The sequence below is a fragment of the Gloeothece verrucosa PCC 7822 genome, assembly GCF_000147335.1.
Taxonomy (GTDB): Bacteria; Cyanobacteriota; Cyanobacteriia; order Cyanobacteriales; family Microcystaceae; genus Gloeothece; species Gloeothece verrucosa.
This window is the reverse complement of the sequence record NC_014501.1, coordinates 80,851-104,548: the sequence shown is the minus strand read 5'-3', so window position 1 is coordinate 104,548 and position 23,698 is coordinate 80,851. Positions and strand designations below refer to the sequence as shown.

Annotated in this window: 21 protein-coding genes and 1 tRNA gene; 7 read left to right on the top strand and 15 right to left on the bottom strand. The window is 40.5% G+C overall.

Translation table 11 applies throughout. From position 1 onward, the window contains the following. The first annotated feature begins 34 nt into the window (after positions 1–34). Entirely contained in the window at positions 35–829 is a 795-nt protein-coding gene (locus CYAN7822_RS00450; RefSeq protein WP_049802655.1) for a DUF3153 domain-containing protein, read from the top strand. Between the two features lie 68 nt (positions 830–897). On the opposite strand, the gene CYAN7822_RS00445 is transcribed toward CYAN7822_RS00450, so the two are convergent. Beyond that, positions 898–2,874 (bottom strand): heavy metal translocating P-type ATPase, encoded by a 1,977-nt coding sequence (locus tag CYAN7822_RS00445; RefSeq protein ID WP_013320255.1) that lies wholly within the window; start codon positions 2,872–2,874, stop codon positions 898–900. A 210-nt stretch (positions 2,875–3,084) separates the two neighbouring features. On the opposite strand from CYAN7822_RS00445, the gene CYAN7822_RS00440 reads away from it, so the two are divergent. Then, positions 3,085–3,405 (top strand): YnfA family protein, encoded by a 321-nt coding sequence (locus tag CYAN7822_RS00440; RefSeq protein WP_013320254.1) that lies wholly within the window; start codon positions 3,085–3,087, stop codon positions 3,403–3,405. Positions 3,406–3,512: 107 nt separating this feature from the next. Next, positions 3,513–4,826: an Nramp family divalent metal transporter gene (locus CYAN7822_RS00435; protein ID WP_013320253.1), complete on the top strand. Its 1,314-nt coding sequence runs from the start codon at positions 3,513–3,515 to the stop codon at positions 4,824–4,826. 109 nt (positions 4,827–4,935) lie between these two features. On the opposite strand, the gene CYAN7822_RS00430 is transcribed toward CYAN7822_RS00435, so the two are convergent. Continuing rightward, positions 4,936–5,913: a Gfo/Idh/MocA family protein gene (locus CYAN7822_RS00430; RefSeq protein ID WP_013320252.1), complete on the bottom strand. Its 978-nt coding sequence runs from the start codon at positions 5,911–5,913 to the stop codon at positions 4,936–4,938. Positions 5,914–6,259: 346 nt separating this feature from the next. Between CYAN7822_RS00430 and CYAN7822_RS00425 the strand changes: the two genes are divergently transcribed. Together CYAN7822_RS00425 and CYAN7822_RS00420 are read left to right on the top strand one after the other, a co-directional pair. Then, positions 6,260–6,556, top strand: coding sequence for a 2Fe-2S iron-sulfur cluster-binding protein (locus tag CYAN7822_RS00425; protein ID WP_013320251.1), 297 nt, complete (start codon positions 6,260–6,262; stop codon positions 6,554–6,556). 93 nt (positions 6,557–6,649) lie between these two features. Next, a complete protein-coding gene (locus CYAN7822_RS00420) occupies positions 6,650–6,946 on the top strand; it encodes a 2Fe-2S iron-sulfur cluster-binding protein (RefSeq protein ID WP_013320250.1) in 297 nt (98 codons plus the stop codon). A 65-nt stretch (positions 6,947–7,011) separates the two neighbouring features. On the opposite strand, the gene miaA is transcribed toward CYAN7822_RS00420, so the two are convergent. Beyond that, on the bottom strand, positions 7,012–7,962 hold the full coding sequence (miaA, locus tag CYAN7822_RS00415; RefSeq protein WP_013320249.1) for a tRNA (adenosine(37)-N6)-dimethylallyltransferase MiaA: 951 nt from the start codon (positions 7,960–7,962) through the stop codon (positions 7,012–7,014). Between the two features lie 130 nt (positions 7,963–8,092). Here miaA and CYAN7822_RS00410 point away from each other — a divergent pair, with 130 nt between their 5' ends. Continuing rightward, the gene (locus CYAN7822_RS00410) at positions 8,093–8,905 is read left to right on the top strand and encodes a squalene/phytoene synthase family protein (RefSeq protein WP_013320248.1); all 813 of its coding nucleotides are present in this window, start codon (positions 8,093–8,095) and stop codon (positions 8,903–8,905) included. A gap of 111 nt (positions 8,906–9,016) precedes the next feature. On the opposite strand, the gene CYAN7822_RS00405 is transcribed toward CYAN7822_RS00410, so the two are convergent. From CYAN7822_RS00405 to CYAN7822_RS00380, 8 genes are all read right to left on the bottom strand, one after another. After that, a complete protein-coding gene (locus tag CYAN7822_RS00405; RefSeq protein WP_013320247.1) occupies positions 9,017–9,520 on the bottom strand; it encodes a BON domain-containing protein in 504 nt (167 codons plus the stop codon). Positions 9,521–9,650: 130 nt separating this feature from the next. Further along, the gene (locus CYAN7822_RS39280; RefSeq protein ID WP_013320246.1) at positions 9,651–11,945 is read right to left on the bottom strand and encodes a general stress protein; all 2,295 of its coding nucleotides are present in this window, start codon (positions 11,943–11,945) and stop codon (positions 9,651–9,653) included. 407 nt (positions 11,946–12,352) lie between these two features. Next, positions 12,353–12,577, bottom strand: coding sequence for a type II toxin-antitoxin system HicB family antitoxin (locus CYAN7822_RS00395; RefSeq protein WP_013320245.1), 225 nt, complete (start codon positions 12,575–12,577; stop codon positions 12,353–12,355). 41 nt (positions 12,578–12,618) lie between these two features. Next, positions 12,619–12,747, bottom strand: a complete 129-nt coding sequence (locus tag CYAN7822_RS40080) for a hypothetical protein (RefSeq protein ID WP_013320244.1) — start codon at positions 12,745–12,747, stop codon at positions 12,619–12,621. A 13-nt stretch (positions 12,748–12,760) separates the two neighbouring features. Next, positions 12,761–12,937 (bottom strand): hypothetical protein, encoded by a 177-nt coding sequence (locus CYAN7822_RS38490; protein WP_013320243.1) that lies wholly within the window; start codon positions 12,935–12,937, stop codon positions 12,761–12,763. 73 nt (positions 12,938–13,010) lie between these two features. After that, entirely contained in the window at positions 13,011–16,589 is a 3,579-nt protein-coding gene (locus CYAN7822_RS00390; protein WP_013320242.1) for a HEAT repeat domain-containing protein, read from the bottom strand. A gap of 85 nt (positions 16,590–16,674) precedes the next feature. Further along, positions 16,675–18,525: an ATP-dependent zinc metalloprotease FtsH3 gene (gene ftsH3 / locus CYAN7822_RS00385; protein ID WP_013320241.1), complete on the bottom strand. Its 1,851-nt coding sequence runs from the start codon at positions 18,523–18,525 to the stop codon at positions 16,675–16,677. A gap of 139 nt (positions 18,526–18,664) precedes the next feature. Then, positions 18,665–20,179: a bifunctional aminoglycoside phosphotransferase/ATP-binding protein gene (locus CYAN7822_RS00380; protein ID WP_013320240.1), complete on the bottom strand. Its 1,515-nt coding sequence runs from the start codon at positions 20,177–20,179 to the stop codon at positions 18,665–18,667. Positions 20,180–20,396: 217 nt separating this feature from the next. Here CYAN7822_RS00380 and CYAN7822_RS00375 point away from each other — a divergent pair, with 217 nt between their 5' ends. After that, positions 20,397–20,969, top strand: coding sequence for a Uma2 family endonuclease (locus CYAN7822_RS00375; protein ID WP_013320239.1), 573 nt, complete (start codon positions 20,397–20,399; stop codon positions 20,967–20,969). Between the two features lie 131 nt (positions 20,970–21,100). Here CYAN7822_RS00375 and hisH read toward each other — a convergent pair whose 3' ends face one another. From hisH to CYAN7822_RS00355, 4 genes are all read right to left on the bottom strand, one after another. After that, entirely contained in the window at positions 21,101–21,736 is a 636-nt protein-coding gene (hisH, locus tag CYAN7822_RS00370; RefSeq protein ID WP_013320238.1) for an imidazole glycerol phosphate synthase subunit HisH, read from the bottom strand. 138 nt (positions 21,737–21,874) lie between these two features. Then, a tRNA-Leu gene (locus CYAN7822_RS00365) sits at positions 21,875–21,956 on the bottom strand. Between the two features lie 128 nt (positions 21,957–22,084). Next, entirely contained in the window at positions 22,085–23,083 is a 999-nt protein-coding gene (locus tag CYAN7822_RS00360; RefSeq protein WP_013320237.1) for a DNA-processing protein DprA, read from the bottom strand. Beyond that, positions 23,083–23,676, bottom strand: coding sequence for a ComF family protein (locus CYAN7822_RS00355; protein ID WP_013320236.1), 594 nt, complete (start codon positions 23,674–23,676; stop codon positions 23,083–23,085). The genes CYAN7822_RS00360 and CYAN7822_RS00355 overlap by 1 nt, the downstream gene beginning before the upstream one ends. Positions 23,677–23,698 lie beyond the last annotated feature (22 nt).

Sequence of the window (23,698 nt, the reverse complement as noted above, 5' to 3'; positions counted from 1 at the left end):
ACAATTGACAATGCAAAATTTAAGAGATAAGAATATGTTCGGCAAAATTAACCCCATAAAACCGATATCCTTTTTGCCGCTTGTCTGTTTGCTGGTGCTGTTGTTAACTGGTTGTGTACGCTATGATGTTGGTGTCAATTTTGACAGTCAGCATCATGGTGAAATTGTTCAACACATCACTTTAGGACAACAGCTAACCAGCTTGAGTCAGACAGAAGCCCAAAAATGGTTAAATAGTATTCAACAACGAGCAAAACAACTACAGGGAAGTGCCCAAAAAATTTCCCCTCAAGAAATTATTGTCAGTATTCCTTTTAGTAATGGACAAGATTTAGTCGATAAATTTAATCAATTTTTCAACCCTAATCCCGAAAAAGCTAATCACAAAGTTCAACCCGAAAATTTAGATTTAGTTCAACTTAAATCTGAAATGTCTATTCGTCAAAGTAATTTACTCTTGTTAGAACGAAATCAATTAAATCTCCAGGTAGATTTACGGGCACTAGGGGTATTATCCAATCAAGGAAATATTATTGTTAGTCCTGGGTCTTTAATAGATTTAGAATTAATTTTAAATACTCCTTTTGGTGCAAAACTAATTGAGAATCAACAGGGATTAATTCCTGATATTAATAATGAGGGAAAGCAGTTAGTTTGGCATCTTATCCCGGGTCAAATTAATACTATTGAAGCGGTTTTTTGGGTGCCAAGTTGGTTAGGCATAGGAACCGTTGTCATTATTGTTTTAATGATCGCAGGATTTTATCTTAAATATGGTCATTTCCCTGGCATAGAACCATCCATAAAGACGGCTACAGCCACTAAATAATTAATATTAGTCATTAGTCATAGTCATTAGTCATTAGTCATTAGTCAAGAGTCTTTATCTCTTCAAAGTTAACTGATTTTTAAAACGCGACTCGCATTAAAAATAGCAACAAGCGCTACACCGACATCAGCAAAAACTGCTTCCCACATCGTCGCTAAACCCATTGCTCCTAAAACAATAAATAAACCTTTAACTAACAGAGCAAAAATGATATTTTGCCATACAATTTGATGAGTTTTTCGAGCAACTTTAATGGCTTCGGCAACCTTAGAGGGAGCATCATTCATAATGACAACATCTGCCGTTTCAATGGCGGCATCTGAGCCTAATCCCCCCATCGCTATTCCTACATCAGCCCTAGCAATTACAGGTGCGTCATTAATTCCATCCCCCACAAAAGCTAACTTTTTCTTACCTGCCGTTTCACCAATAAGTTGTTCTAGGGCTTCAAGTTTTTCTTCGGGTAATAATTCAGCTTTATAAGAATTTAACCCTAGCTGTCGAGCAATATTTTCTGCCACAACCTTACTATCACCGGTTAACATAACAGTCTTTTCTATCCCTAACTTTTTGAGTTGCTCAATAGCTTCAGCCGCATCTTCTTTTAAGCTATCAGCGATAAGAATATATCCAGCATAACAATTATCTACGGCTACATGAACAACTGTTCCCTGAACTTGACAAGTATCATGCTCAATATTTTCCCGATGCAGTAATTTATCATTTCCTGCGATGACTACTTGATTATTAACGATAGCCCGAATTCCATATCCGGCTAATTCTTGGTAGTCTTGTACATTGCCATCAATATCTTTTCCGTAAGCTTGAATAATAGCTTGAGCGATAGGATGATTAGAATTAGATTCAACTCTTGAGGCTAAAGTTAATAACTCGGTTGGAGTAAAGCCATTTTTCGGAACTATTTCGGTGACTTGAAAAACTCCTTCAGTTAAAGTTCCGGTTTTATCAAAAACAATAGTTTTCACCTGGGTTAACGTATCTAAATACATCGCGCCTTTTACTAATACTCCTCGTCGTGCCGCACCGCCAACTCCTCCAAAATAGCCTAATGGAATACTAATTACTAATCCACAAGGACAGGAAATAACTAATAAAATTAGAGCGCGATACACCCATTCATTATGAGTACCATGTTCTAAAAACAATGGCGGAATGAAAGCCACTGCCAGAGAAGTAAAAACAACAATGGGAGTATAGTATTGAGCAAATTTAGTAATAAATTTTTGCGTCGGAGCTTTTTTCGAGCCAGCATTTTCTACTAAATCTAAAATTCGGCTGATTGAAGATTCAGCAAAGGGTTTAGTTACTTTGATAGTTAAAAGTCCAGTTTCATTCACCATTCCCGCTAAAACAGTTTCTCCTACTCTAACCGTGCGCGGAACAGATTCCCCCGTTAAAGCCGAAGTATTTATTTGGGAGTTTCCTTCAATAATTTCACCATCTAAAGGAATTTTTTCTCCTGGTTTAACGAGAATTAGGCTACCAATCTTAACGGTTTCTGGGGAAACTTTTTGCACCGTGTCATCAATTTTTAGATTAGCCGAATCTGGACGAATTTCTAAAAGAGATTTAATTGATTTACGAGAACGGCTAACAGCTAATTCTTGAAAAAATTCGCCAATTTTATAAAATAACATCACCCCAACGGCTTCGGGAAGCTTATGAATGGCGATCGCTCCTAGAGTCGCAATTGTCATGAGAAAATTCTCATCAAAAAATCTCCCTCTCAGAATATTTCGTCCTGCCGTCTTTAAAACATTCCAGCCGCTTAAAAGATAAGCCGTGATAAAAATACCATATTCAGCAATCCCATAGTAAGAATTATGCAGGGTATCTTCAAAAGTAAAGCCAAAAATAAATAAAATAGCAATGAATAAAAGATAAGTCAGTTCTTTTTTGAGATTAAAATCTCCGTCTCCATGACTGTGATCATGGTCATGGTCATGTTTATGAGCGTGATGAGGCTCTGGATCGTGGTCATGATCTCCGCCACAACAACCTGAAGAATTGACTTTTGATGACATAGAATTCCTCTTTATTTTAAATATATGAATGATTATTCATATTTTACACAATCAACTTAAGACTAATAACCTCTTTAGCCAAATATTAAGGTTTTGAGAATGAGAATTATTCTTATTTTAAATTGCTACAGCTATTATATTATCAATATTCAAGTATCTTTTTTGTATAAAATATACCTTTAGCTGAAAGTTTTTAGGAAAATGACATTAATGAAATCTATTTTTTACTTTATTTTAGCTGGATTACTGGAAATAGGAGGAGGATACTTGATGTGGCTGTGGTTGCGAGAGAGCAAAAGTATAGGGTTGGCTTTTTTAGGTGCTTTATTGTTAACTCTTTATGGGGTAATTCCTACATTACAGCCCGCTTCTTTTGGAAGAGTTTATGCGGCTTATGGTGGGATTTTTGTCATCCTTTCATTATTGTGGGGATGGCAGGTAGACAAAATTGTGCCAGATAGGTTTGACTGGCTTGGTGTTTGGATTGTCTTGTTAGGGGTACTGGTAATTATGTATGCTCCAAGAAGCTAAGTAGTCGGACATCAATAAGTTTCTCTTCCACTGGATAGGTGCTGTTCCTCTTGATTTACCATCATACTGTTATAATTATGAAAGAAATATGAAAACCTGTTTGGCTCATGTCCGCACACCCGAATTCACCAAGCCTCTCTGAAGTTCACCGCTCTATTAAAATTCCCAATGGGAAAGGATTTTGGCGCAAGATGTTGGCCTATGCAGGGCCTGGGTATCTGGTGTCAGTTGGATACATGGATCCGGGAAACTGGGCCACTGATATCGCCGGCGGCGCTAAATTTGGTTATACTCTGCTGTCAGTTATTCTTTTATCGAATTTAATGGCGATTTTACTGCAATCCTTATGTGTACGATTAGGAGTAGCTACAGGAAGAGATTTAGCCCAAGCTTGTCGGGATTTTTTTAGTGCTAAGATTAGTGTTTGTTTATGGGTACTGTGTGAGATTGCCATAGCCGCTTGTGATTTAGCCGAATTACTGGGGAGTGCGATTGCTCTACAATTACTATTTGGTATTCCTCTAATTTGGGGAATTTGTATTACAGCTTCGGATGTCTTATTATTGCTATTGCTACAAGGAAAAGGTTTTCGCTATGTAGAAGCCTTAATTATTACGCTGGTAGCAACAATAGGATTGTGTTTTTTCGCAGAAATTCTGTTTGCTCAACCCGAAGCCGCCTCAATTTTACAAGGCTATTTACCCAATCCCCAAATCGTTAAAAACCCAGAAATGCTCTACATTGCCATTGGGATTTTAGGGGCGACGGTAATGCCTCACAATTTATATTTACATTCCTCGATTGTTCAAACTCGTGATTGGGAATCTACTTCTACTAAACGATGGGAAGCGATTAAGTTTGGTTCGATTGATTCCACAGTAGCGTTGTCCTTTGCTTTATTGATTAACTCAGCAATTTTAATTGTTGCTGCCGCTACCTTTCATTTTTCGGGTTATCACGGAGTAGCCGAAATTCAAGAAGCTTATAGACTCCTTTCACCTCTTTTAGGAGTGAGTGCGGCAAGTGCAATTTTTGGCTTGGCTTTATTAGCATCTGGACAGAGTTCCACTTTAACAGCGACTTTAGCAGGACAAATTGTCATGGAAGGGTTTTTAAATTTTCGCCTTCCTTCTTGGGTGCGCCGTCTAGTGACAAGATTGTTAGCCATTGTTCCGGCTTTAATAGCGATTATTTTCTTTGGAGAAAGAAGTACAGGAAGCCTATTAATTTTCAGTCAAGTTGTGCTGAGTTTACAATTACCCTTTGCTGTCATTCCGTTAATTATGTTCACCAGTAATCGTCGCTTAATGGGCGAGTTTGTTAATCCAAATTGGCTGAAACTTCTTGCTGGTGCTGTCGCTACTATTATTGTTGGGTTAAATCTGTGGCTCCTCTTACAAGTTTTCTCAGGTTGGCTATAGAGTCTCACCGAGTCAAAAATTAAGTACAAATCTAACCAACATTCATTAGTCATTAGTCATTTATTGAACTTCTCCTGTCTAAAAAAATCCATCAGAATTAATCATTAAATCATTCAATCATAGTTATAGTTTGTCCGGTTTGGGCGGCTCTGAAAGCCGCATCAGCAACTTTTAGGGCATAAACACTCTGTTGAGGGCTAATATATAAAGGTTTTTTTTCTAATAAAAAATCAAGAACCATTTGAGTATCTTTAGCGAATAAACCTCGGCGGCTTCCAACCTCAATGGGAATAACTGTCTCATTTTGAATTAAAGTTCCTTGTTCTCCCTGAAACCATAAAACGCCTTGATCTCCCTGTAACTCAAAAGTGCGATCACTCTTGGAAAAACTCTCTCCTTTGCCATAAATAATATCGCCGATGAAACCATTAGCAAATTGAAGCCGCGCATTACATAAACAAGCGGTAAAATATTCGGTGTCTGGAACATCCCAATAACGGTTAACACAGCTTACAGAGATAACTGTACCAAATAAATCCGTAAAGCGATGAATTCGAGATAGGGCAGCCATCAAAGGAAAGCCGAACAGGGTTTTATGATAATTCCAACTGCGCTTAACAGGTTTTTGAGGGCTAAGGGTCGAGTAACGACCATAAAAAATATTACCAATATGCGGTAAATGCTGACGCATGGCTTGGTGTAAGCCGCCAAGTGATTCAATATGTTCTACGTGGAGGAGTTTACCCAGTTGTTGAGATAAAGCCATTAAATCTTCTGCCTCAGACACACTTAAACTCAAAGGATATTCAGTCACAACGTGCTTACCCGCTTCTAGGGCGGCGCGGACAATTTTGCCATGATCACAGTTAATAGTACAGACAATCACTAAATCAATTTCAGGATGAGTGACTAACTCTTGCCAGGAATTGAGGCTTTTAATTTGATAAGTTTGGCAAAAAAAAGCTAAATTTTCGGGACTATGACCGGTTACAAACTTTAAAGAGCCGCGTTCGTCTTGTTGTAAAGCCTCTGCTCGGCGTTTAGCCGTATATCCGGTTCCTACTATCCCGACCTTAATTTTAGTCATAAGTGTTTATGGATAAATGATCTATATAATTATAACTAATACTGATTTATGGTCAGTTTAAGCTGGGAAAGGGGCACAACTGGAGAGATTAAAATGCTTATAATATAAGATTTTCAGGTGTATATATATTGCCAAATTATGGTATCATACTGGGACTTTTAATATATTAAAAAAACTTATTTTAAGTTTATTTAAGAATCTCATTACTAATGCGAGTCAAACAAAGGATATTTTTCCCGTAGTATCAAAAATGAAGCTTAACTCACCTTGAATTGTTCAAGCCCTAGGTAAGCTTGTTTGGTCAATCAAGACTGCCTTTATAAAAAAATTTGCGAGGAGAAGACAGATGACCACTTACAAAGTGACTCTTAAACTGGACACCGGTGAGGAAAAAATCATCGATGTTGCCGATGATGAGTACATTCTAGATGCGGCTGAAGAAGCCGGCTTAGAGTTGCCTTATTCCTGTCGTGCAGGTGCTTGTTCCACCTGTGCTGGTAAAATCGAATCCGGTAGTGTAGATCAAAGTGACCAGTCTTTCTTAGATGACGATCAGATTCAGGCTGGTTATGTTCTCACCTGTGTGGCTTATCCAACTGCTGATAGCGTTATCCTTACTCATCAAGAGGAAGCATTATACTAACATTCTTACTTAGCATCTTGAACTGCTCAAGTGAGATAAGTTTCATTAATCATCCAAGACTGCCGTTTTAACAACAATAAAGAGGAGAAACAGATGGCAACCTATAAAGTTACCTTAAGAACACCCGATGGCGACAAAGTTATTGAGGTTCCTGATGATGAATACATTCTAGACGTTGCTGTAGACGACGAAGGGATAGACATTCCTTTCTCTTGTCGTGCTGGTTCTTGTTCTACTTGTACTGGTAAACTCGTCTCTGGAACTGTTGATCAATCTGATCAGAATTTCTTGGACAATGATCAGATCGATGCCGGCTATGTGTTAACTTGTGTTGCTTATCCGACTTCTGATTGCGTTATCGAAACTCATAAAGAAGAAGATGTAGTATAACTTCTCTGTCGAAAATTTGGAGAAATAAAACTCCAAAACCGAACTTCAGGCAGGGGCATAAATAGTTAAGTCCCTGCTTTATTTGTTGAATTTAAAAATGCCTGTAAATGTTGCAAAACCTGCTCCAATAAGTCGGCAGCTTGAGCATCAAACCATTGAATTTCAACATTAGCCCTAAACCAAGTCCGTTGACGTTTAGCAAATTGTGCGGTGTGCAGTACCGTTAAATCTGACGCTTCAGATAAAGAAATTTCCCCGATTAAATATTGTTTAATTTCTGCATATCCTAAAGTTTCTAATAAGGGTAAATTCTCACCATATTTATTGATTAGCTTTTCTACTTCTTGTACTAATCCCGCTTCGATCATTTGTTGTGTACGTCGTTCAATTCGCTTCCTTAACTCTTGCGGCTCACAATCTAAACCAATTTGTAGAATCGGGTAATCTGGAGGATTTTCCCCTTGTTGACTGGAGATAGGCTTACCCGTCACATAAAACACTTCTAAAGCGCGAATGGTTCTTATCTGATCATGGGCATGAATTTTTTGAGCGGCTAGAGGATCAACTTGAGACAAAAACTGATAAAGTTGATCTTGACCTAAAGCTTCAAGCTGCGATCGCAAAAGCGGCTGAGGGGATACCCGAGGAATTTTCATCCCTCTAACGATAGACTTAATGTATAAACCCGTTCCCCCAACCAAAAACACAGCGAAATTGTTGCGGTGTGGTGGTTCTAGCTGTTTTGGGGAAGGGGATAAAGCAATGATTGCTTGAGCTTTTTCTTGATACTGCGCTAAAGTTAAAATCTCAGTTGGATCACAGATATCAATCAAGTAATGGGGGACTAACGTTTGTTCATCAGCAGAAGGTTTGGCTGTACCAATATCGAACTCTCGATAAACTTGACGAGAGTCGGCACTAACAATGACTGAGTTGAGGCGCGTAGCAAGATCTATGGCTAACCCAGTTTTACCGCTTGCAGTGGGACCACAAATAACAATTAAGGGAGTTTTCATGAATTCAAATCTAGGCTAACCGTAATACAATAGACAGCATCTTTTCGTTAGGAACTTCACAATAGTCAAAGTGGATCTCACAAATATAAAGTGTATGCTAGTGCATAAAGTGGCGTGAGGAGTTAATTGAATGAATTTTCGTGATAATGCTTTAAGTGTTCTCAAAGAAACGAGCCGGACATTTTATATACCTATCAGTCGTCTACCCGATCAACTACAGGAAGCTGTGGCTTCTGCATACCTTTGTATGCGTGCCATTGATGAAGTCGAAGATCATAGCGCCTTAGATAACTTCACCAAAGCTAGAATTTTACGTCAAATTAGCCTCAATTTACAGGCAGCCGTAGAAAACTCAACTGTAGATAAATTCTCCGTCGGTTTACATTCCTATCAAGATGTACTTCCGGAAGTGACTTTGCGGCTAGGAGAATGGGTATTACTCGCTCCTGACACCATTGCTCCTCGCATTTGGGATGCCACAGCCGCTATGGCTGATCGTATGGCTTACTGGGCTGACAATAACTGGAAGATTACCACAGAATCAGATTTAGATCGTTATACGTTTAGTGTCGCGGGTGCAGTAGGGCTACTACTTTGCGATCTCTGGGCTTGGTATGATGGAACTCAAACAAACCGTACTCATGCCATCGGTTTTGGACGAGGTTTACAAGCCGTTAATATTGCCCGTAATCACAGTGAAGACTTACGTAGAGGGGTTGATTTCTTCCCTAGTGGATGGCGTGCAGAAGATATACACGCTTATGCCCGTCGTAACCTAAAACTAGCTGATTATTATACGAAATCTCTTCCTCATGGGCCTGCCTTAGACTTTTGTAAAATTCCTTTAGCCTTAGCTTATGGAACTTTAGAAGTGTTGGCCCTCGGAAAAGATAAATTGAGCCGCAGCGATGTCATGGCCTTGGTTCAACAGGTGAGTCGCTAACTCAAAAAACTAGAGCTTACGGCTAGTCGGGTGGGTATAGACCACTTAACTAGCCGTTGTTAACTTTTTTACGCTTAAAATGCCTGGGGTTTTGGCTAAAACGAGCTTAAATTACTGTTTATTTTGATTTTGTCCCTGGTTATTCTGTTGATTATCGTTGGTAGGAGGGGCATAAGTCGCTTTATTTTGAACGCTCTTAACTCCTTTAATTTGCATTGCTAAAGGATCAATCTTTTGGATATCTTGCTGATCTGGAACCGTTCCATTGATGGTTACAACTCCCTTTTCAGCCTCAACAGCTAACTGACTCTTGGGAATATTCGCTTCTAATTTAGAGCGTACCTCAGTTTCAATTTGATCATCGGATCTTTGTTGATCACTGCCATTAAAAGCATTATTGCGCTGTTCATTGGCTCGGATATCAGAATTAAGCTGATCACGACGGACTTGGCTTTGAGCATCCTCTTGGCTATCTTTAACAGTATCTTGTGTGGGTGCTGAGGGACTTGCTTGAGGAGAATCTGGAGAATCGGAACTGGTTTTGGATACATCTTGACAAGCAACAGCACCGACCAGTAAAACACTGCTTAATAAAACGGTAGCAATCTTTTTCATTTTCTTTTTCACCAATAGAATTAATAAAGGAATAAAATTTTTTGATTAGTGGAGCAGTATTTATTGAATTTTTTAAAATCTGACTCCACTAAAATTTGTCAATGATCAAAAAACTCGACCAGAACCAAAGCTAGAGAACTTCATTGCGATGATCTACAATGATGACCTTGGGTTCATGGTCAACAGTTTGAACTTCTGCCTGATGTTCCACTGCACGAGTAGGATAATCCTGACTCCGGGTCACATCAGCATCAGGCGCATCATAAATTCCCCAATCTTCTACACCCCAACGGTTGAGAATGGACTCAGCACGGCGAATTTCTTCTTCAGTACCGTCCACGATCAACAGATAACCGCCTCTAGCTATGCGTTCGTTGTAATGTCTAGCTCGGTCTTCAGGAACCCCTAAACCGATTAAAGCCCCGCCTAAACCGCCGGCTGCCGCACCAATGGCCCCACCTGCAAGAGTGGTGGCTAGTGTGGTGGCTGCGGTTCCTGCTAAGAGAACAGGGCCAATGCCAGGAAGTGCTAAAGTCCCAAGACCCACTAATAAGCCGGTTAAGCCGCCTAAGACTCCACCAGTAGCCGCACCGGTTTTAGCACCTTCATCTGCCTTATTCCCGTGACCCACCTGGGTACCTCCAATAGGTCCTTGGTGGTCGTCTTTGGCAATGAGAGACACTCTATCCATCGAAAAACCGGAATCTCTCAGTTCACCAAGCGCGGTTTCTGCGGCTCGACGGTTGGGAAGAACCCCCACAGCGCGGCGTTGTCTGTGATGAGCGACTCCAGCGACTCCTGCACCGACTCCGGTTAGTCCAGTACCCACTGCCGGGGTTGGGAGGGGAGAAGGAGTATGAACAGCAAGAGGGTCTCTATCAGCAGAGACATTAGATACACGAGTACGAGGCGCATCATAAATTCCCCAATCTTCTACACCCCAACGGTTGAGAATGGACTCAGCACGGCGTATTTCTTCTTCAGTACCGTCCACGATCAACAGATAACCGCCTCTAGCTATGCGTTCGTTGTAATGTCTAGCTCGGTCTTCAGGAACCCCTAAACCGATTAAAGCGCCGCCTAAACCACCGGCTGCCGCACCAATGGCCCCGCCTGCAAGAGTGGTGGCCAGGGTGGTAGCTGCGGTTCCCGCTAAGATCACAGGACCAAATCCAGGAATCGCTAAAGTCCCAAGACCCACTAATAAGCCGGTTAAACCGCCTAAGACTCCACCAGTAGCTGCACCGGTTTTAGCGCCTTCATCTGCCTTATTACCATGACCTACGTTAGTCCCCGCGATCGGGCCTTTGTGGTCGTCTTTGGCAATCAGAGACACTCTATCCATCGGAAAACCGGAATCTCTCAGTTCGCCAAGCGCGGTTTCTGCGGCTCGACGGTTGGGAAGAATCCCCACAGCACGACGGTGAAGACCTATTCCCGGGGTAGGAGCGACATAATCTGAGGAAACAGAGGTATTAATCGCAGTGGGGTCATAAATGTGCCACTCTTGAATTCTGTGATTGTTGAAAATGACTGCCGCGCGGCGGATTTCAGCTTCAGTACCTCTGACAATCACCACATAATCTCCCCGTTTGATGCGATCGCTAAAATAGCGAGTCCGTTCTTCAGGTAATCCTAATCTCGAACCGTTAAAGCGATCTAATAGTTCTATGCCAGCGAAGGGTTCGCGGCGATCAAAACGTTCACCCACTAGAGAAATTTGGTTAAGGGGAAAGCCATCTTCTCTAAGTTCGGCGATCGCCCGTTGAGCATCCTGATAATGATTAAAATAACCTATGGCTTGTTTATTGGAGAGAGGACTAACACCAGTCACCGGGGTAGAAGCGACGGGGGTAACATACTCGGGAGAGACATCAGCACCGGGAATATCATAGATGCCAAATTCTTCAATCCCTCGGTTTCTTAATATGGCTTCTGCTCTAGCAATTTCGTCATCGCTTCCATCGACAATGACTAAATATTGTCCTCGGGAAACTCTTTCGTTATAAACTCTCGCTCTTTCTTCGGGAATACCTAAACCTATCAGAGCGCCGATAATTCCGCCGCTTACAGCACCGATCAAACCGCCAGAGATTGTCGTTGCGATGGTGGTGGCGGTGGCTCCGGCTAACATGACAGGACCAATTCCGGGAATGGCTAAAGCGCCTAGTCCTACGAGTAAACCGGTTAATCCTCCTAAAGCTCCACCGGTTAAAGCTCCGGTTTTTGCTCCATCATCGGCTTTATTGCCAACGTTATCACTAACATCGGCTCCAGCAATATCATCATGTTTGTCTGCATCGCGCACCACTACTGAAACTCTATCCATCGGAAATCCCGAGTCTCTCAGTTCGTGAAGGGCGACTTCTGCGTCGTTTCGGGTAGGAAAGATACCCACCGCACGTCTGTGTTTACCCAAAGCCATTTTTATTCTCCATTTAAAAAATCACTTTAAATTACACAAATAAGCTGCTTACGCATTGTTTTTCTCAGCCTGTTGATCCTGAGTTTCAATACAGGAAGAATTTAAGCTGGAGAGATTAAATACCTAAGAGAGCTTGGTTACGTTCTTTTTGCTTTGTGTCATATCTAATTTTTGCCTTGTTTTGGGGGTTATTTGCCTCACTCTTGAGATATAACTTTTATATCCATCAAAAGAGCGATAAACCCTGAAAAGGATATTATTTGGCGGCTAGGGGAGTTTGCTTTGATTGTGAAGAAAGTTAAGCAACGAGGGGGGGAAAAGGATAAGCGGCAAAGGGTAAAGGTGTTATATTATACTTCTTGCACAATTGATAACTTCTGGCGAAAAATTGAAAAATAACCCTTTAATTAAGCCGCATTTCTCGAAGTCGAATAAGTATTAGGTAATGGTAAAGGTTCACCATTCTCTAAAGAGCTTTCTATCAATAAGTCTAAAACTTCTTGAGCATTGGTCAAAGCTTCTTGATAGGTGTCGCCATGAGTATGACAAAATTGACCCCATTCAGGAAGGCTAACGACATAACAATTATCTTCATCAGACCATTGAATAATGATAGTATAATTAGATTTCATGATTATTTTTTGTTGCGTTCTAACCTTTGTTTGCGTAAAGTTTAATCAAATTTAGCAATTACTTCCTCTAATTGTAATCCCACATCTTTTATATCCAGATGGGCACGACGTAAATTATTAATTAATCTTTCATCAACAGACGGATCGGGCATAATAAAATGATTATTCATAATTAACTTGACTTTAGTTTGATTTTAAAGGTAATGAAACTTTTGGATTTTTGGTTTCTTCACACCATTTTTCATAGGTAGCGGCATGAGTTATAATTACTTCACACATCTGTTTGGCTTGTTGTTCAGCTTTTTTTGCCAGTTCCATAATTTCTTGCAGTTCTTGTTCATTTAGGTTTTTGTGTGTCATTGTAAGTTCTCCAAACGAGTTTTGATTTGAATAACAGTGAGTTTGGTTTCTAGGATACGACCTAATTCTATCGCTAAATTTTGTCCAACTTCATTTGTTCACTAATAACTGACCTAACATACTCTCTCACCTTCTCATCAGCATCATTATTTAATCTATCTTGTAATAATGCTGGTAATTGGGAATGGTTGGGGAATAATTTGACAAGGCATTCTAAGGCAGTTTTACGGGGATTAGTATCCATATTTTCTGGGCGCTGAAAGGGATCTTTTAAGGCGCATTGAGACAAGAATTCAAATAGGGTTGAGTCATCTTTATAGTGTGCGGCTAATTGTTTTATTGCCGTTTCTCGCACATCCTCATCTTGATCAGATTGGGCACAGGTTTTGAGGATTTCTTTGCTCTCAGGGTCATCAGGATACTGTTGGGCTATTTGTTCTATTGCCGTCCGTCGCACCCACGAATCTTGATCAGATTGGGCACAGGTTTTGAGGAATTCTTTGATGTCGGGGTCATCAGGATACTGTTGGGCTAATTGTTCTATTGCCTTCCCTCGCACGAACTTATCTTGATCGGATTGGGCAAAGGTTTTGAGGAATTCTTGGATACCGGGGTCATCAGGATACTGTTGGGCTAATTGTTCTATTGCCGTCCGTCGCACCCACGAATCTTGATCGGATTGGGCAAAGGTTTTGAGGAATTCTTGGATACCGGGGTCATCACGATACTGTTGGGCTAATTGTACTATTGCCGTCCGTCGCACCCACGAATCTTGATCGGATTGGGCAAAGGTTTTGAGGAATTCTTGGATACCGGGGTCATCACGATACTGTTGGGCTAATTGTTCTATTGCCTTCCCTCGCACCCACGAATCTTGATCGGATTGGGCAAAGGTTTTGAGGAATTCTTGGATACCGGGGTCATCACGATACTGTTGGGCTAATTGTTCTATTGCCTTCCCTCGCACCCACGAATCTTGATCGGATTGGGCAAAGGTTTTGAGGAATTCTTGGATACCGGGGTCATCACGATACTGTTGGGCTAATTGTTCTATTGCCTCCCCTCGCACGAACTTATCTTGATCGGATTGGGCAAAGGTTTTGAGGAATTCTTGGATACCGGGGTCATCAGGATACTGTTGGGCTAATTGTTCTATTGCCGTCCGTCGCACCCACGAATCTTGATCAGATTGGGCACAGGTTTTGAGGAATTCTTGGATACCGGGGTCATCACGATACTGTTGGGCTAATTGTTCTATTGCCGTCCGTCGCACCCACGAATCTTGATCAGATTGGGCACAGGTTTTGAGGAATTCTTGGATACCGGGGTCATCACGATACTGTTGGGCTAATTGTTCTATTGCTATCCCTCGCACCCACGAATCTTGATCAGATTGGGCACAGGTTTTGAGGAATTCTTGGATACCGGGGTCATCACGATACTGTTGGGCTAATTGTTCTATTGCTATCCCTCGCACACCCTCATGTTGATCGGATTGGGCACAGGTTTTGAGGATTTCTTTGATCTCGGGGTCATCACGATACTGTTGGGCTAATTGTTCTATTGCTATCCCTCGCACAAACTCATGTTGATCGGATTGGGCAAGGGTTTTGATGTAAGCTAGAGTATTAGGAGCATCATGCCAAATAATAGCCATAAATTTCATGGCTTCCCGACGAATATTTAAAATTAAAGACAATTTTTCTTCATCATCACGTTTTAAAGCTTCGTCAATATCGTCATAATACAGTAACTCTTTAATCTGAACTAATAACTTATCCTCAATCTCCTGAATTTCCTTCCGATTTCTCACCTCATTTAAACAATCCGCCGCCAAAAATACATTAAGAAACTTATCCCCTTCCCCGTCCTGACTCATCAAATACTCAATCACTTGCCCCACAAACTTCGGTTCAATTTGTCCAGCAATTAACCTTAAAACCTCATGCCAAGTTTCATCGCGCCAATGTTGTCCAAAAACTCCAGTTTTTAACTCCTCTCTAGATAACGTCTGTGACTCCTTAAACCTCCACACAAACTCCGAAGCACAGAAATACTCTAAAAACGTTCGATGAACAAACGCATAATAATCCGCCCCCAAGAGACATAAAATAAAATTCCGATGCCGCAACTGATGAATGATCAATTTTGCAATATCTCTCGGATTAGAAATCTCAAGAGTTTTCAAATAATCTCGCAAAATCCTTTCTAAATCATCGCCGCTAATTAAATTCCCGGCCAAACCTTGTTCATTAGACTGCATAAAATAGGCAACTTGCCGGCAAAGCGCCTGTTTATCTTTATAATCAATAACTTTAGGGTCTATGCGTTTATCTTCAACTAATGCTCGTCCAAAATCCCACTGATATAACAATATCCGCGAACATTGATTATATAATTCTGCTCTATCTCTCGGTAATTCTTGGGAACGGTTTAAAATGGCCATCATAGTTAACAGTAGAGGATTTCCCGCTAACTCTTCGATAGATGAAAAATTGTTAATTGCTTGTTTTAACCGTTCCTGACTTGGCTGTCTATCTCGTTCATTATCACAGGTAAAATTGTGCCATTTTTCGAGAAATTCATCGATCTGCTTTTCATCCAAATCTTGAATCATAAAGTGATAAAATTCGGCATCTCGCAACTGAGAGGGTTGATATCCAATCACACGAGAGGTAACAATAACCTGAATATTCGGATAATTTTGGGTTAAATCATGAATTTGATTGATGACAGTTTGTCTTTGTCCTAAATCAAACACTTCATCTAAGCCATCAAACATGACTAAAGCATTGCCCTTTTTCAGGGTTTCGTGTAAATCATGCTGATTGAGGTGTCCTACCCATCCACTACTTTTATGAATAAATTCTAGAAAAGTTTGACATTCTTTTTCTTCTCGACTGCGGATATAATCTCTTAATTCTATTAATAAAGGAATCGGTTTAACCGTTAATTCTTTAATCGGTAATTCTGTCCATTTTATCGCTAAATATTTCAATAAGGTTGATTTTCCTGCACCTGGATCGCCTAAAATGACAACATATTTATATTTTTTGTCTTCAATAACCTCTAAAACTGAGCGAATGGGTTGACTAGAATAAATTTTTTGTAATTTTTCTAATTCTTCTAACGTTAACTCTTTATCTAATTGTCCAGTTTCTTTTAAGCGGCGTTGATACTCTTTGGGAATTTCATAAACTTTTGGTAAATACTCTTGACATTCTCGCACATTTTGAGCTATAAAAATTCCCCAAAGTTTAATTCTACGGTCTAGAATGGAATGATGTAAATTATCTAGAGGAAGATTCCCATACCTTTCTTGTAGAGTTTCTTGATATTTAATTAAATCAAAATTGGGTTTAATCTCAGTTTGGGTATTCTCGGCTATTTCATCTAAGCGGCTAGAAATAAAAATCTCTCGTAATTCTTTATTTTCTTGAAGGATAGCTTTAACCTTTTTGACATAGCGCTTACTTAACTGACTCCAGTTAAACCCATCGGGTAAAGCTAATAAATTATAAGTTTCCCAAAGGTTATTTAAAAGACTAAGAAATGGTTTATAAATTAAAAAATTAAGCCCGCGCAGGCGGGCTTTGTTCGTATAGCCCAACCCTTCAGGGTTAGGGCGTTGAAGGGTTATTCCAGAGTCCACATTTTTGAATTAACTTTCCTCATAAAAAAACAGCACCCGTAGGTACTGCTTTCATCAAATGTAGGTCAGACAACACTGAAAAGTATTAAGTTAATGCCGCCATTCTCACATCATTTGTAGCCAACACATCTTGTAACTCTTCTGCGTCTACCGTTTCTTTCTCGATGAGCATATCCGCTAACTTATCGAGAATGTGACGGTTATTAACTAAAACTTCTTTGGCACGACGATAAGCTTGATCCACTAAGTTTCTCACTTCTTCATCAATAGCCGCCGCCGTTTCATCAGAAAAATCTCGGTCTGAAGCAATTTCCCGACCTAGGAAAACATTGCCATTTTGACGACCTAGGGCCACAGGTCCTAAACGATCACTCATTCCGAAACGAGTCACCATCTGACGCGCTACTCGGGCCACTTGTTGCAGGTCATTAGACGCGCCTGTGGTAACTTCTTCTTCTCCGAAAACAATTTCTTCAGCGAGACGACCGCCTAAAGCGACTGCCATTTGATTTTGTAGGTAAGAACGAGAATATAACCCAGACTCCATACGGTCTTCACTGGGGGTAAACCAAGTTAACCCACCGGCACGTCCGCGAGGAATAATACTAATTTTTTGTACTGGGTCGTAGTCTGGCATTAAAGCACCCACTAAAGCGTGACCGGCTTCATGATAGGCTACTAGAGTTTTGCGTTTTTCGCTCATTACGCGGCTCTTTTTCTCGGGACCGGCGAGAACTCTGTCAATAGCATCATTCACCTCATCCATCGAAATTTCGGTGAGGTTACGACGCGCCGCTAAGATAGCCGCTTCATTTAACAGGTTAGCGAGGTCTGCACCGGTGAACCCAGGAGTCCGACGCGCAATTTTATCGAGGTCTACATCTGCCGCTAAGGTTTTACCACGAGCGTGAACTTTGAGAATTTCTTTGCGTCCTGCATAGTCAGGGCGATCTACCACTACCTGACGGTCAAAACGTCCGGGACGTAATAGGGCGGCATCGAGAACATCAGGACGGTTAGTAGCGGCTATAATAATGATGCCGGTATTGCCTTCAAACCCGTCCATTTCGGTGAGTAATTGGTTTAAGGTTTGTTCGCGTTCATCGTTACCGCCGCCTAAACCTGCACCCCGTTGACGGCCTACGGCATCAATTTCATCGATGAAGACGATACAGGGAGCATTAGCTTTTGCTTGTTCAAACAAGTCTCGCACCCGAGAAGCACCAACCCCGACGAACATTTCCACGAATTCTGAACCTGAGATACTGAAGAACGGCACACCGGCTTCTCCAGCAACGGCCCGGGCGAGTAAGGTTTTACCTGTCCCGGGAGGTCCGACTAATAGCACCCCTTTGGGAATTTTTGCCCCAATAGCGGTGAAGCGGTCCGCATTTTTGAGGAAGTCTACTACTTCAGCGAGTTCGAGTTTAGCTTGTTCTATTCCCGCTACATCCCCGAAAGTAACTTGGGTTTGGGGTTCCATTTGCACTCTGGCGCGAGACTTGCCGAAGTTCATCGCTTGTGAACCGGGTCCGCTTTGGGCGCGTCTGAGTAAGAAAAATAAGCCAACTAATAACAGAATGGGGAAGAATAGGCTACTGAGAGCGCGGAACCACATCCCGTCATTCGTTTGTGGGCGTACTACAATATCTACGCCGTTTTCAGCCAAAATGTTGACTAATTGGGGGTCATTGGGCAGATTTACGGTAACATACTGACCGTTTTGAGTGGGAACTCTGGCTTCAGCGCGATCCGCGCTCAGTTGTACTCTTTCGACTTTGCCTTGTCTAACTTGATCTAAAAATTCACTATATTTCCAGGTACTTCTGGGTTGAGGCTGTTGATCTAAAAATGCTGTTGCTAAAGCAATGACGACAATTGCTAACAGTGCATATAGCCCTGCATTGCGCCATCTTTTATTATTGTTATTTTTCACGCTTTACGCCTCCTAGGGTTGAGCAATTAGGATGATCGATTTATGGCTTCGGTAAGATTCCCGTCTTGTTAACTTATGTTAACGTTTCTCAGGAATGTTTGGCTACTTAATTGAGTAAACTGTTAAAAGTTATGAGCCATCAGTTACCGGCTGTGGTGTCTAGGGTTTTAACATAGGGCTGTTCTATTTCGCTAAAGGCTTCAAAGTGGGTTTGTTGAGAAGCCAGTAAGTCAGGGGTTGCATCGGAGATATCTCCGCTTCGGGTTTGTAGGCGCTCGCTTAATATTTCCAAGGGGGCTGTACAATAGAGGATCTCTAAGGGGATGTTTTCAGACTCGGCAAAAGCGATGGCTCCTGCTCGCCATTCTCTTCGATCATACTTCGCATCTAAGATGACTGGGTAGCCGGCTTTAACTAACATTATGCCTAATTCTAATAAGCGATGGTAAGTTTTTTGACTCATTTCGGGGGTATAAATTTCGGGCCCGCCTTTTTCGGAAAGGGGAATAGCGGCTAAATGTTTACGCACGGCATCAGATCTTAGATGAATGGCGTTTATGTCGGCGGCTAATTTTTGCGCGACTGTGCTTTTTCCTGAACCGGATAAGCCGGACATTAAGATTAGTTTGCCGCTTTTTTGTTGGGTATATTCCCAGGCTTGGCGATAATAATCACTAGCGGCTTTTATGGCTTCTTGTTTGACTGATTCTTCGATGGAGGGATCATCTAATAAGAATGAGGTGACTTTTGCTCTTACATAAGCTTGGCGGCTTTGATATAGGGGTAAAACTTGTAACCCTTCCCAATCTCCGGTTTGTTCTATATAGGTGTTTAAAAAGATATTTCCTAAGTCTTTTCTTCCTCTAGCATCCAAGTCCATGACGGCAAATGCTACATCATACATGACATCGACAAACCGAAAAGGCTCATTGAATTCTATGCGATCAAATAGATAGATTTTGTTGTTCCACAAACAGATATTTTTTAGATGTAAGTCTCCATGACTTTCTCGGATTTTATCTTGCTCTCGGCGTTGTTTGAATAGCTCTCCTTTTTCGGCAAAAAATTTCTCGGTATAGGCTTGGGTTTCCTCAAATTGTTTTTGCGTTTGGGCAATTCCTATATATTTATCTGTCTGCTGATAGTTTTCATCAAAGGCTTGTTTGATCTTTTCGATTTCTCCAAAACTTTTGATATAATCATCGGTTCGGGTTTGAGCATGAAATTGGGCTACCAGTTTGCCTAATTCTTGAATCTGAGATTCGGTTAATTTTCCCGCTTCAAATAGACTACTAAATAAACATTCTTGCGGAAACTGCCGCATTTTTAAGACATATTCTACTGCCTGGCCGCCTTCACCTAATTTTAATTGATCTCCTTCTTGAGTAATCGGTAATATTTCTAAATAAATTTCCGAAGCCACCGGTTTATTCATGGCCAGTTCTTGATTTAAAAAATGTTCTCGCTTTTCTAGAGTGGAAAAGTCTAAAAAGCCAAAATTTACCGGTTTTTTAATTTTGTAGGCATAGTCTCCTGTTAGAAAAACAGCAGAAATATGAGTTTGAACAACTTTGATGGGTTCGACTACAGGATGGGGATAAAATTCAGGTTTTTTGAGTTGTTCTATGAGTTGAGAAAAAGTAATAGAGGTCATTATTCAAGAGTTTTTATATGTTAATTAGATGAGGCTAAATTTTAGAGAGTAAAAGGTCGCCGTTTAATCTTGAAACTTTTGTACAAAAATTATGAGGAACCTTACCCACTAACGTTAAGTTTACAGCTAGAAGCCTAAAAGCCTCTCTATAATAACGTTACTATAATTGGTCATCCTTAATTAGACTATAATAGAAGATAAATTAAATTTAGCAGCAATGAATCAAACCCTTGATAGCGTCCGTTGGACAGTCCGAGACTTAGAAGTTTTACCGCAAAGCGAGGGGGTTCGTTATGAAATTATTAACGGAGAGTTGTTTGTGACGAGAGCGCCCCACCGTAAACATCAACAAATTTCTGGTAAAATTTTCCGTTATCTAGATGCTTGGTCGGAAATAAGCGGCTTAGGACAGACTATTCTAGCACCCGGTATCATTTTCTCGGATGCGGATAATGTGATCCCTGATGTAGTATGGATTAGCAAGGAAAGATTAGCTGTAGTAGAAGATGAAGCGGGACATCTTACTGGTGCACCTGAGTTAATTATAGAGGTTTTATCCCCAGGAGAAGAGAATGAGCGGCGTGATAAGGAAGCTAAGTTAAAACTCTATTCGGTTACAGGAGTCCTTGAATATTGGATCGTGGATCGTTTTAAGAAGCAAGTAGAGATTTATCGACGAGATAATGCCAGATTAACATTAGTAGCTACATTATATAACAAGGATGAAATAACCTCAACCCTATTACCGGATTTTCGTTGTTCTATTGAGCGGTTTTTTGTGGTTGAATGATTGATGCTTGTCGCCTTGAAATTGGGGATTAAAATAGGGGGGAAAGCCAGCATTTCCTCTATTAAAAAAGAAACACCTGCAAGTAACTTAGCCGTTGAGGTTAAGTGCATATTTCCCCCTGAATAACCGGGTTAAGCTAATGCTTTCACCCTGATCTGATTAACAAAATTAGATAAGATTTTTAGACCATTACTGGAAGATTTTTCTGGGTGAAACTGTACTGCCATAATATTATCTTTGGCGATGGCGGCTGTTACTTTTTGCGATCCATGAGTTACAGTGGCGGCTTTCACACTGGAATCAACCGGATCGACATAGTATGAATGGACGAAATAAACATAAGGATTAAAAGGTATGTCTTGCCATAAGGGGAGGTTGGCTTGAGTATATTCTAGTTGATTCCAACCCATGTGAGGAATGGTTAACCCAGGTTCAGAGCGAAAACGACGAACAACTCCTGAGATAATGCCTAAACCCGGTTGTGATCCTTCTTCTGAGGCATCAAAGAGTATTTGTAACCCTAAACAAATTCCTAAAAAGGGTTTTCCACTGGCAATAGCGTCTTTGATGGGTGCTTCTAGGTCCCGTGATCGCAGATGTTGCACCGCCGGATCGAATGATCCTACCCCAGGTAATACAATAGCATCTGCTTGTTCTATTTCTTTAGCGGAGTCGGTCACTTTAGGGGTTGCGCCTGCGTTTTCTAGTCCTTTACAGGCAGAGTGCAGGTTTCCCATGTCGTAGTCTATAACAGCAATTAAAGCCATTGTCAGTTATTCGGTATATGCCTCTTCTATTTTGGCATTCTCTCGCTCGGTTTATGCCGCTTTTTTGCAGATATGACTCCTTAACTTTTTATAAAGATGGCTAAAAGCGGTGACTATAATGATTATTTAAAAATTCTATGCGGATGGCGAGACTCGAACTCGCAAGGCGTAAGCCACACGCCCCTCAAACGTGCGCGTATACCAATTCCGCCACATCCGCATTTGAGTGCTTTGCCATTGTATCATACCTATTTGCCGGATGGCAAGGGGTTGAGGGGAAATATAGATACAGTCTAGAAAGCCGTAAAAATTTTTTATTCCCCTTAACTATATTCATTAAGCAAATTTTTATCGAGCAATGAGATCAATTGGAAATAATTCTGTTTGTACAGCCACGTTTTTTTTCGGCTCACTCTTAATTGTGAGTTGTAATTTGGAAAGATGTTCAATAATTTGACTTATTCCTTTTTCTGGATCAATTTTAACTCCTCCTTTTTTAATTAAATCATAATTCCCTTGTGGGGGTTTTTCAAAATACTCAGGATTGACAACAAATAGGGGTAAATTCATATTTAGAGCCGTTAGACCAGTATTAAACGTTCCACTCATTTTTCCTAGTTCGTCTTTTTCGGGTCCTGATTCAATCACAATAATTCCTTGAGATAAAGCACAAACTAATTTATTCCTGGCCATAGCATTTCTTGCCATCCATTTTGTTTTCAGAGAAAATTGCGATATTGTCAAAATATTTTTTTTAAAGTTAAATCCGTTAAATTCTTTTTTTAAACGGAATTCTTTAATTCCGTAACTTAAAACTAAAGTTGTTGTTCCTTCAGCTTGTAAAGCACTTAAATGAGCTTCCGAATCTACTCCCTTAGCATAACCTGAAATAACATTAATTCCCTCAAGAGCTAAGTTATGGGCAAGTTTTTGCGTTGCTTCTATTCCTTTGACAGAGACATTCCTAGAACCAACAACTGCAATTCCTGTTTGATCAAGTAATTTGCTCTGTCCTTGATAAAATAAAACAGGAGAAATGCCATATTTATCTAATTTATTTAGTAATTTTTCAGGATAATGTGGATGTTGAGGGTAAAAAAGATTAATGTCTTCTCTCTCTATTTCATTATACTCTTGAAAAATTTTCTCTTGATCTTCTTTTTTGATTTTATTGAGGATAATTTTAGCCAATTCTGGAAATAGAGATGATAACTCTTTTTTACTATTAGGAATTTTTTCAGGAGATAAATTATATTTTTGAAGAAGTTTGGCTATGGTCACTAAACTTTTAGCCCCAATACCAGGAGTTTGAAGAAGTCTAAACCAAAAATATTCTGTGCTGTTCATTATTTTTTTGTTCGTGTTCGGGTTAATGTTAATACAAATATTCTAGCAACTCCACCTTCATTTGCAAGAACATCAGTAGCAGTCATCAAAGTCGCTCCTGATCGGTATAAATCATCAAATAATAAGATATATCGTCCTCTAAATCTTTGACGATCTGTAACCTGCATTGCACCTTGTAGTAGCTGTTTCCTTGTCTCTAAGTCCTCAACGGCTTTTAGTTGTTCTGTAGATTTTATCTTAACTAAGTAATCTAAAGGAACAGGCAAATTAATCATGTCTCCTATCGCCCTTGCTATCTCATAAACTGGCTGGAATGGTCTATCCGTATTTGAAGGAGGAATAGGGATAATAGCACTTAAATATTGATAAACTAATAGATTTTGAATAAAGGGCGCGACAATTTCTGCAATTGGCACAATAACTTTTTGATCTTGGCGATATTTCAGTTGATAGAGAAGTTCTCCTAAATATGATCTGACAGTATCAAAACTACCATCCGGAAGCGGAGAACTAGAAATAGTATGCACATCCAGCGCCCATCCTGCTCGCCAGTTTCCCTCTATTTTTTGTGGGTTAATTGGATAATTTGTCATAAATTATTTTATGGGTGGGTGA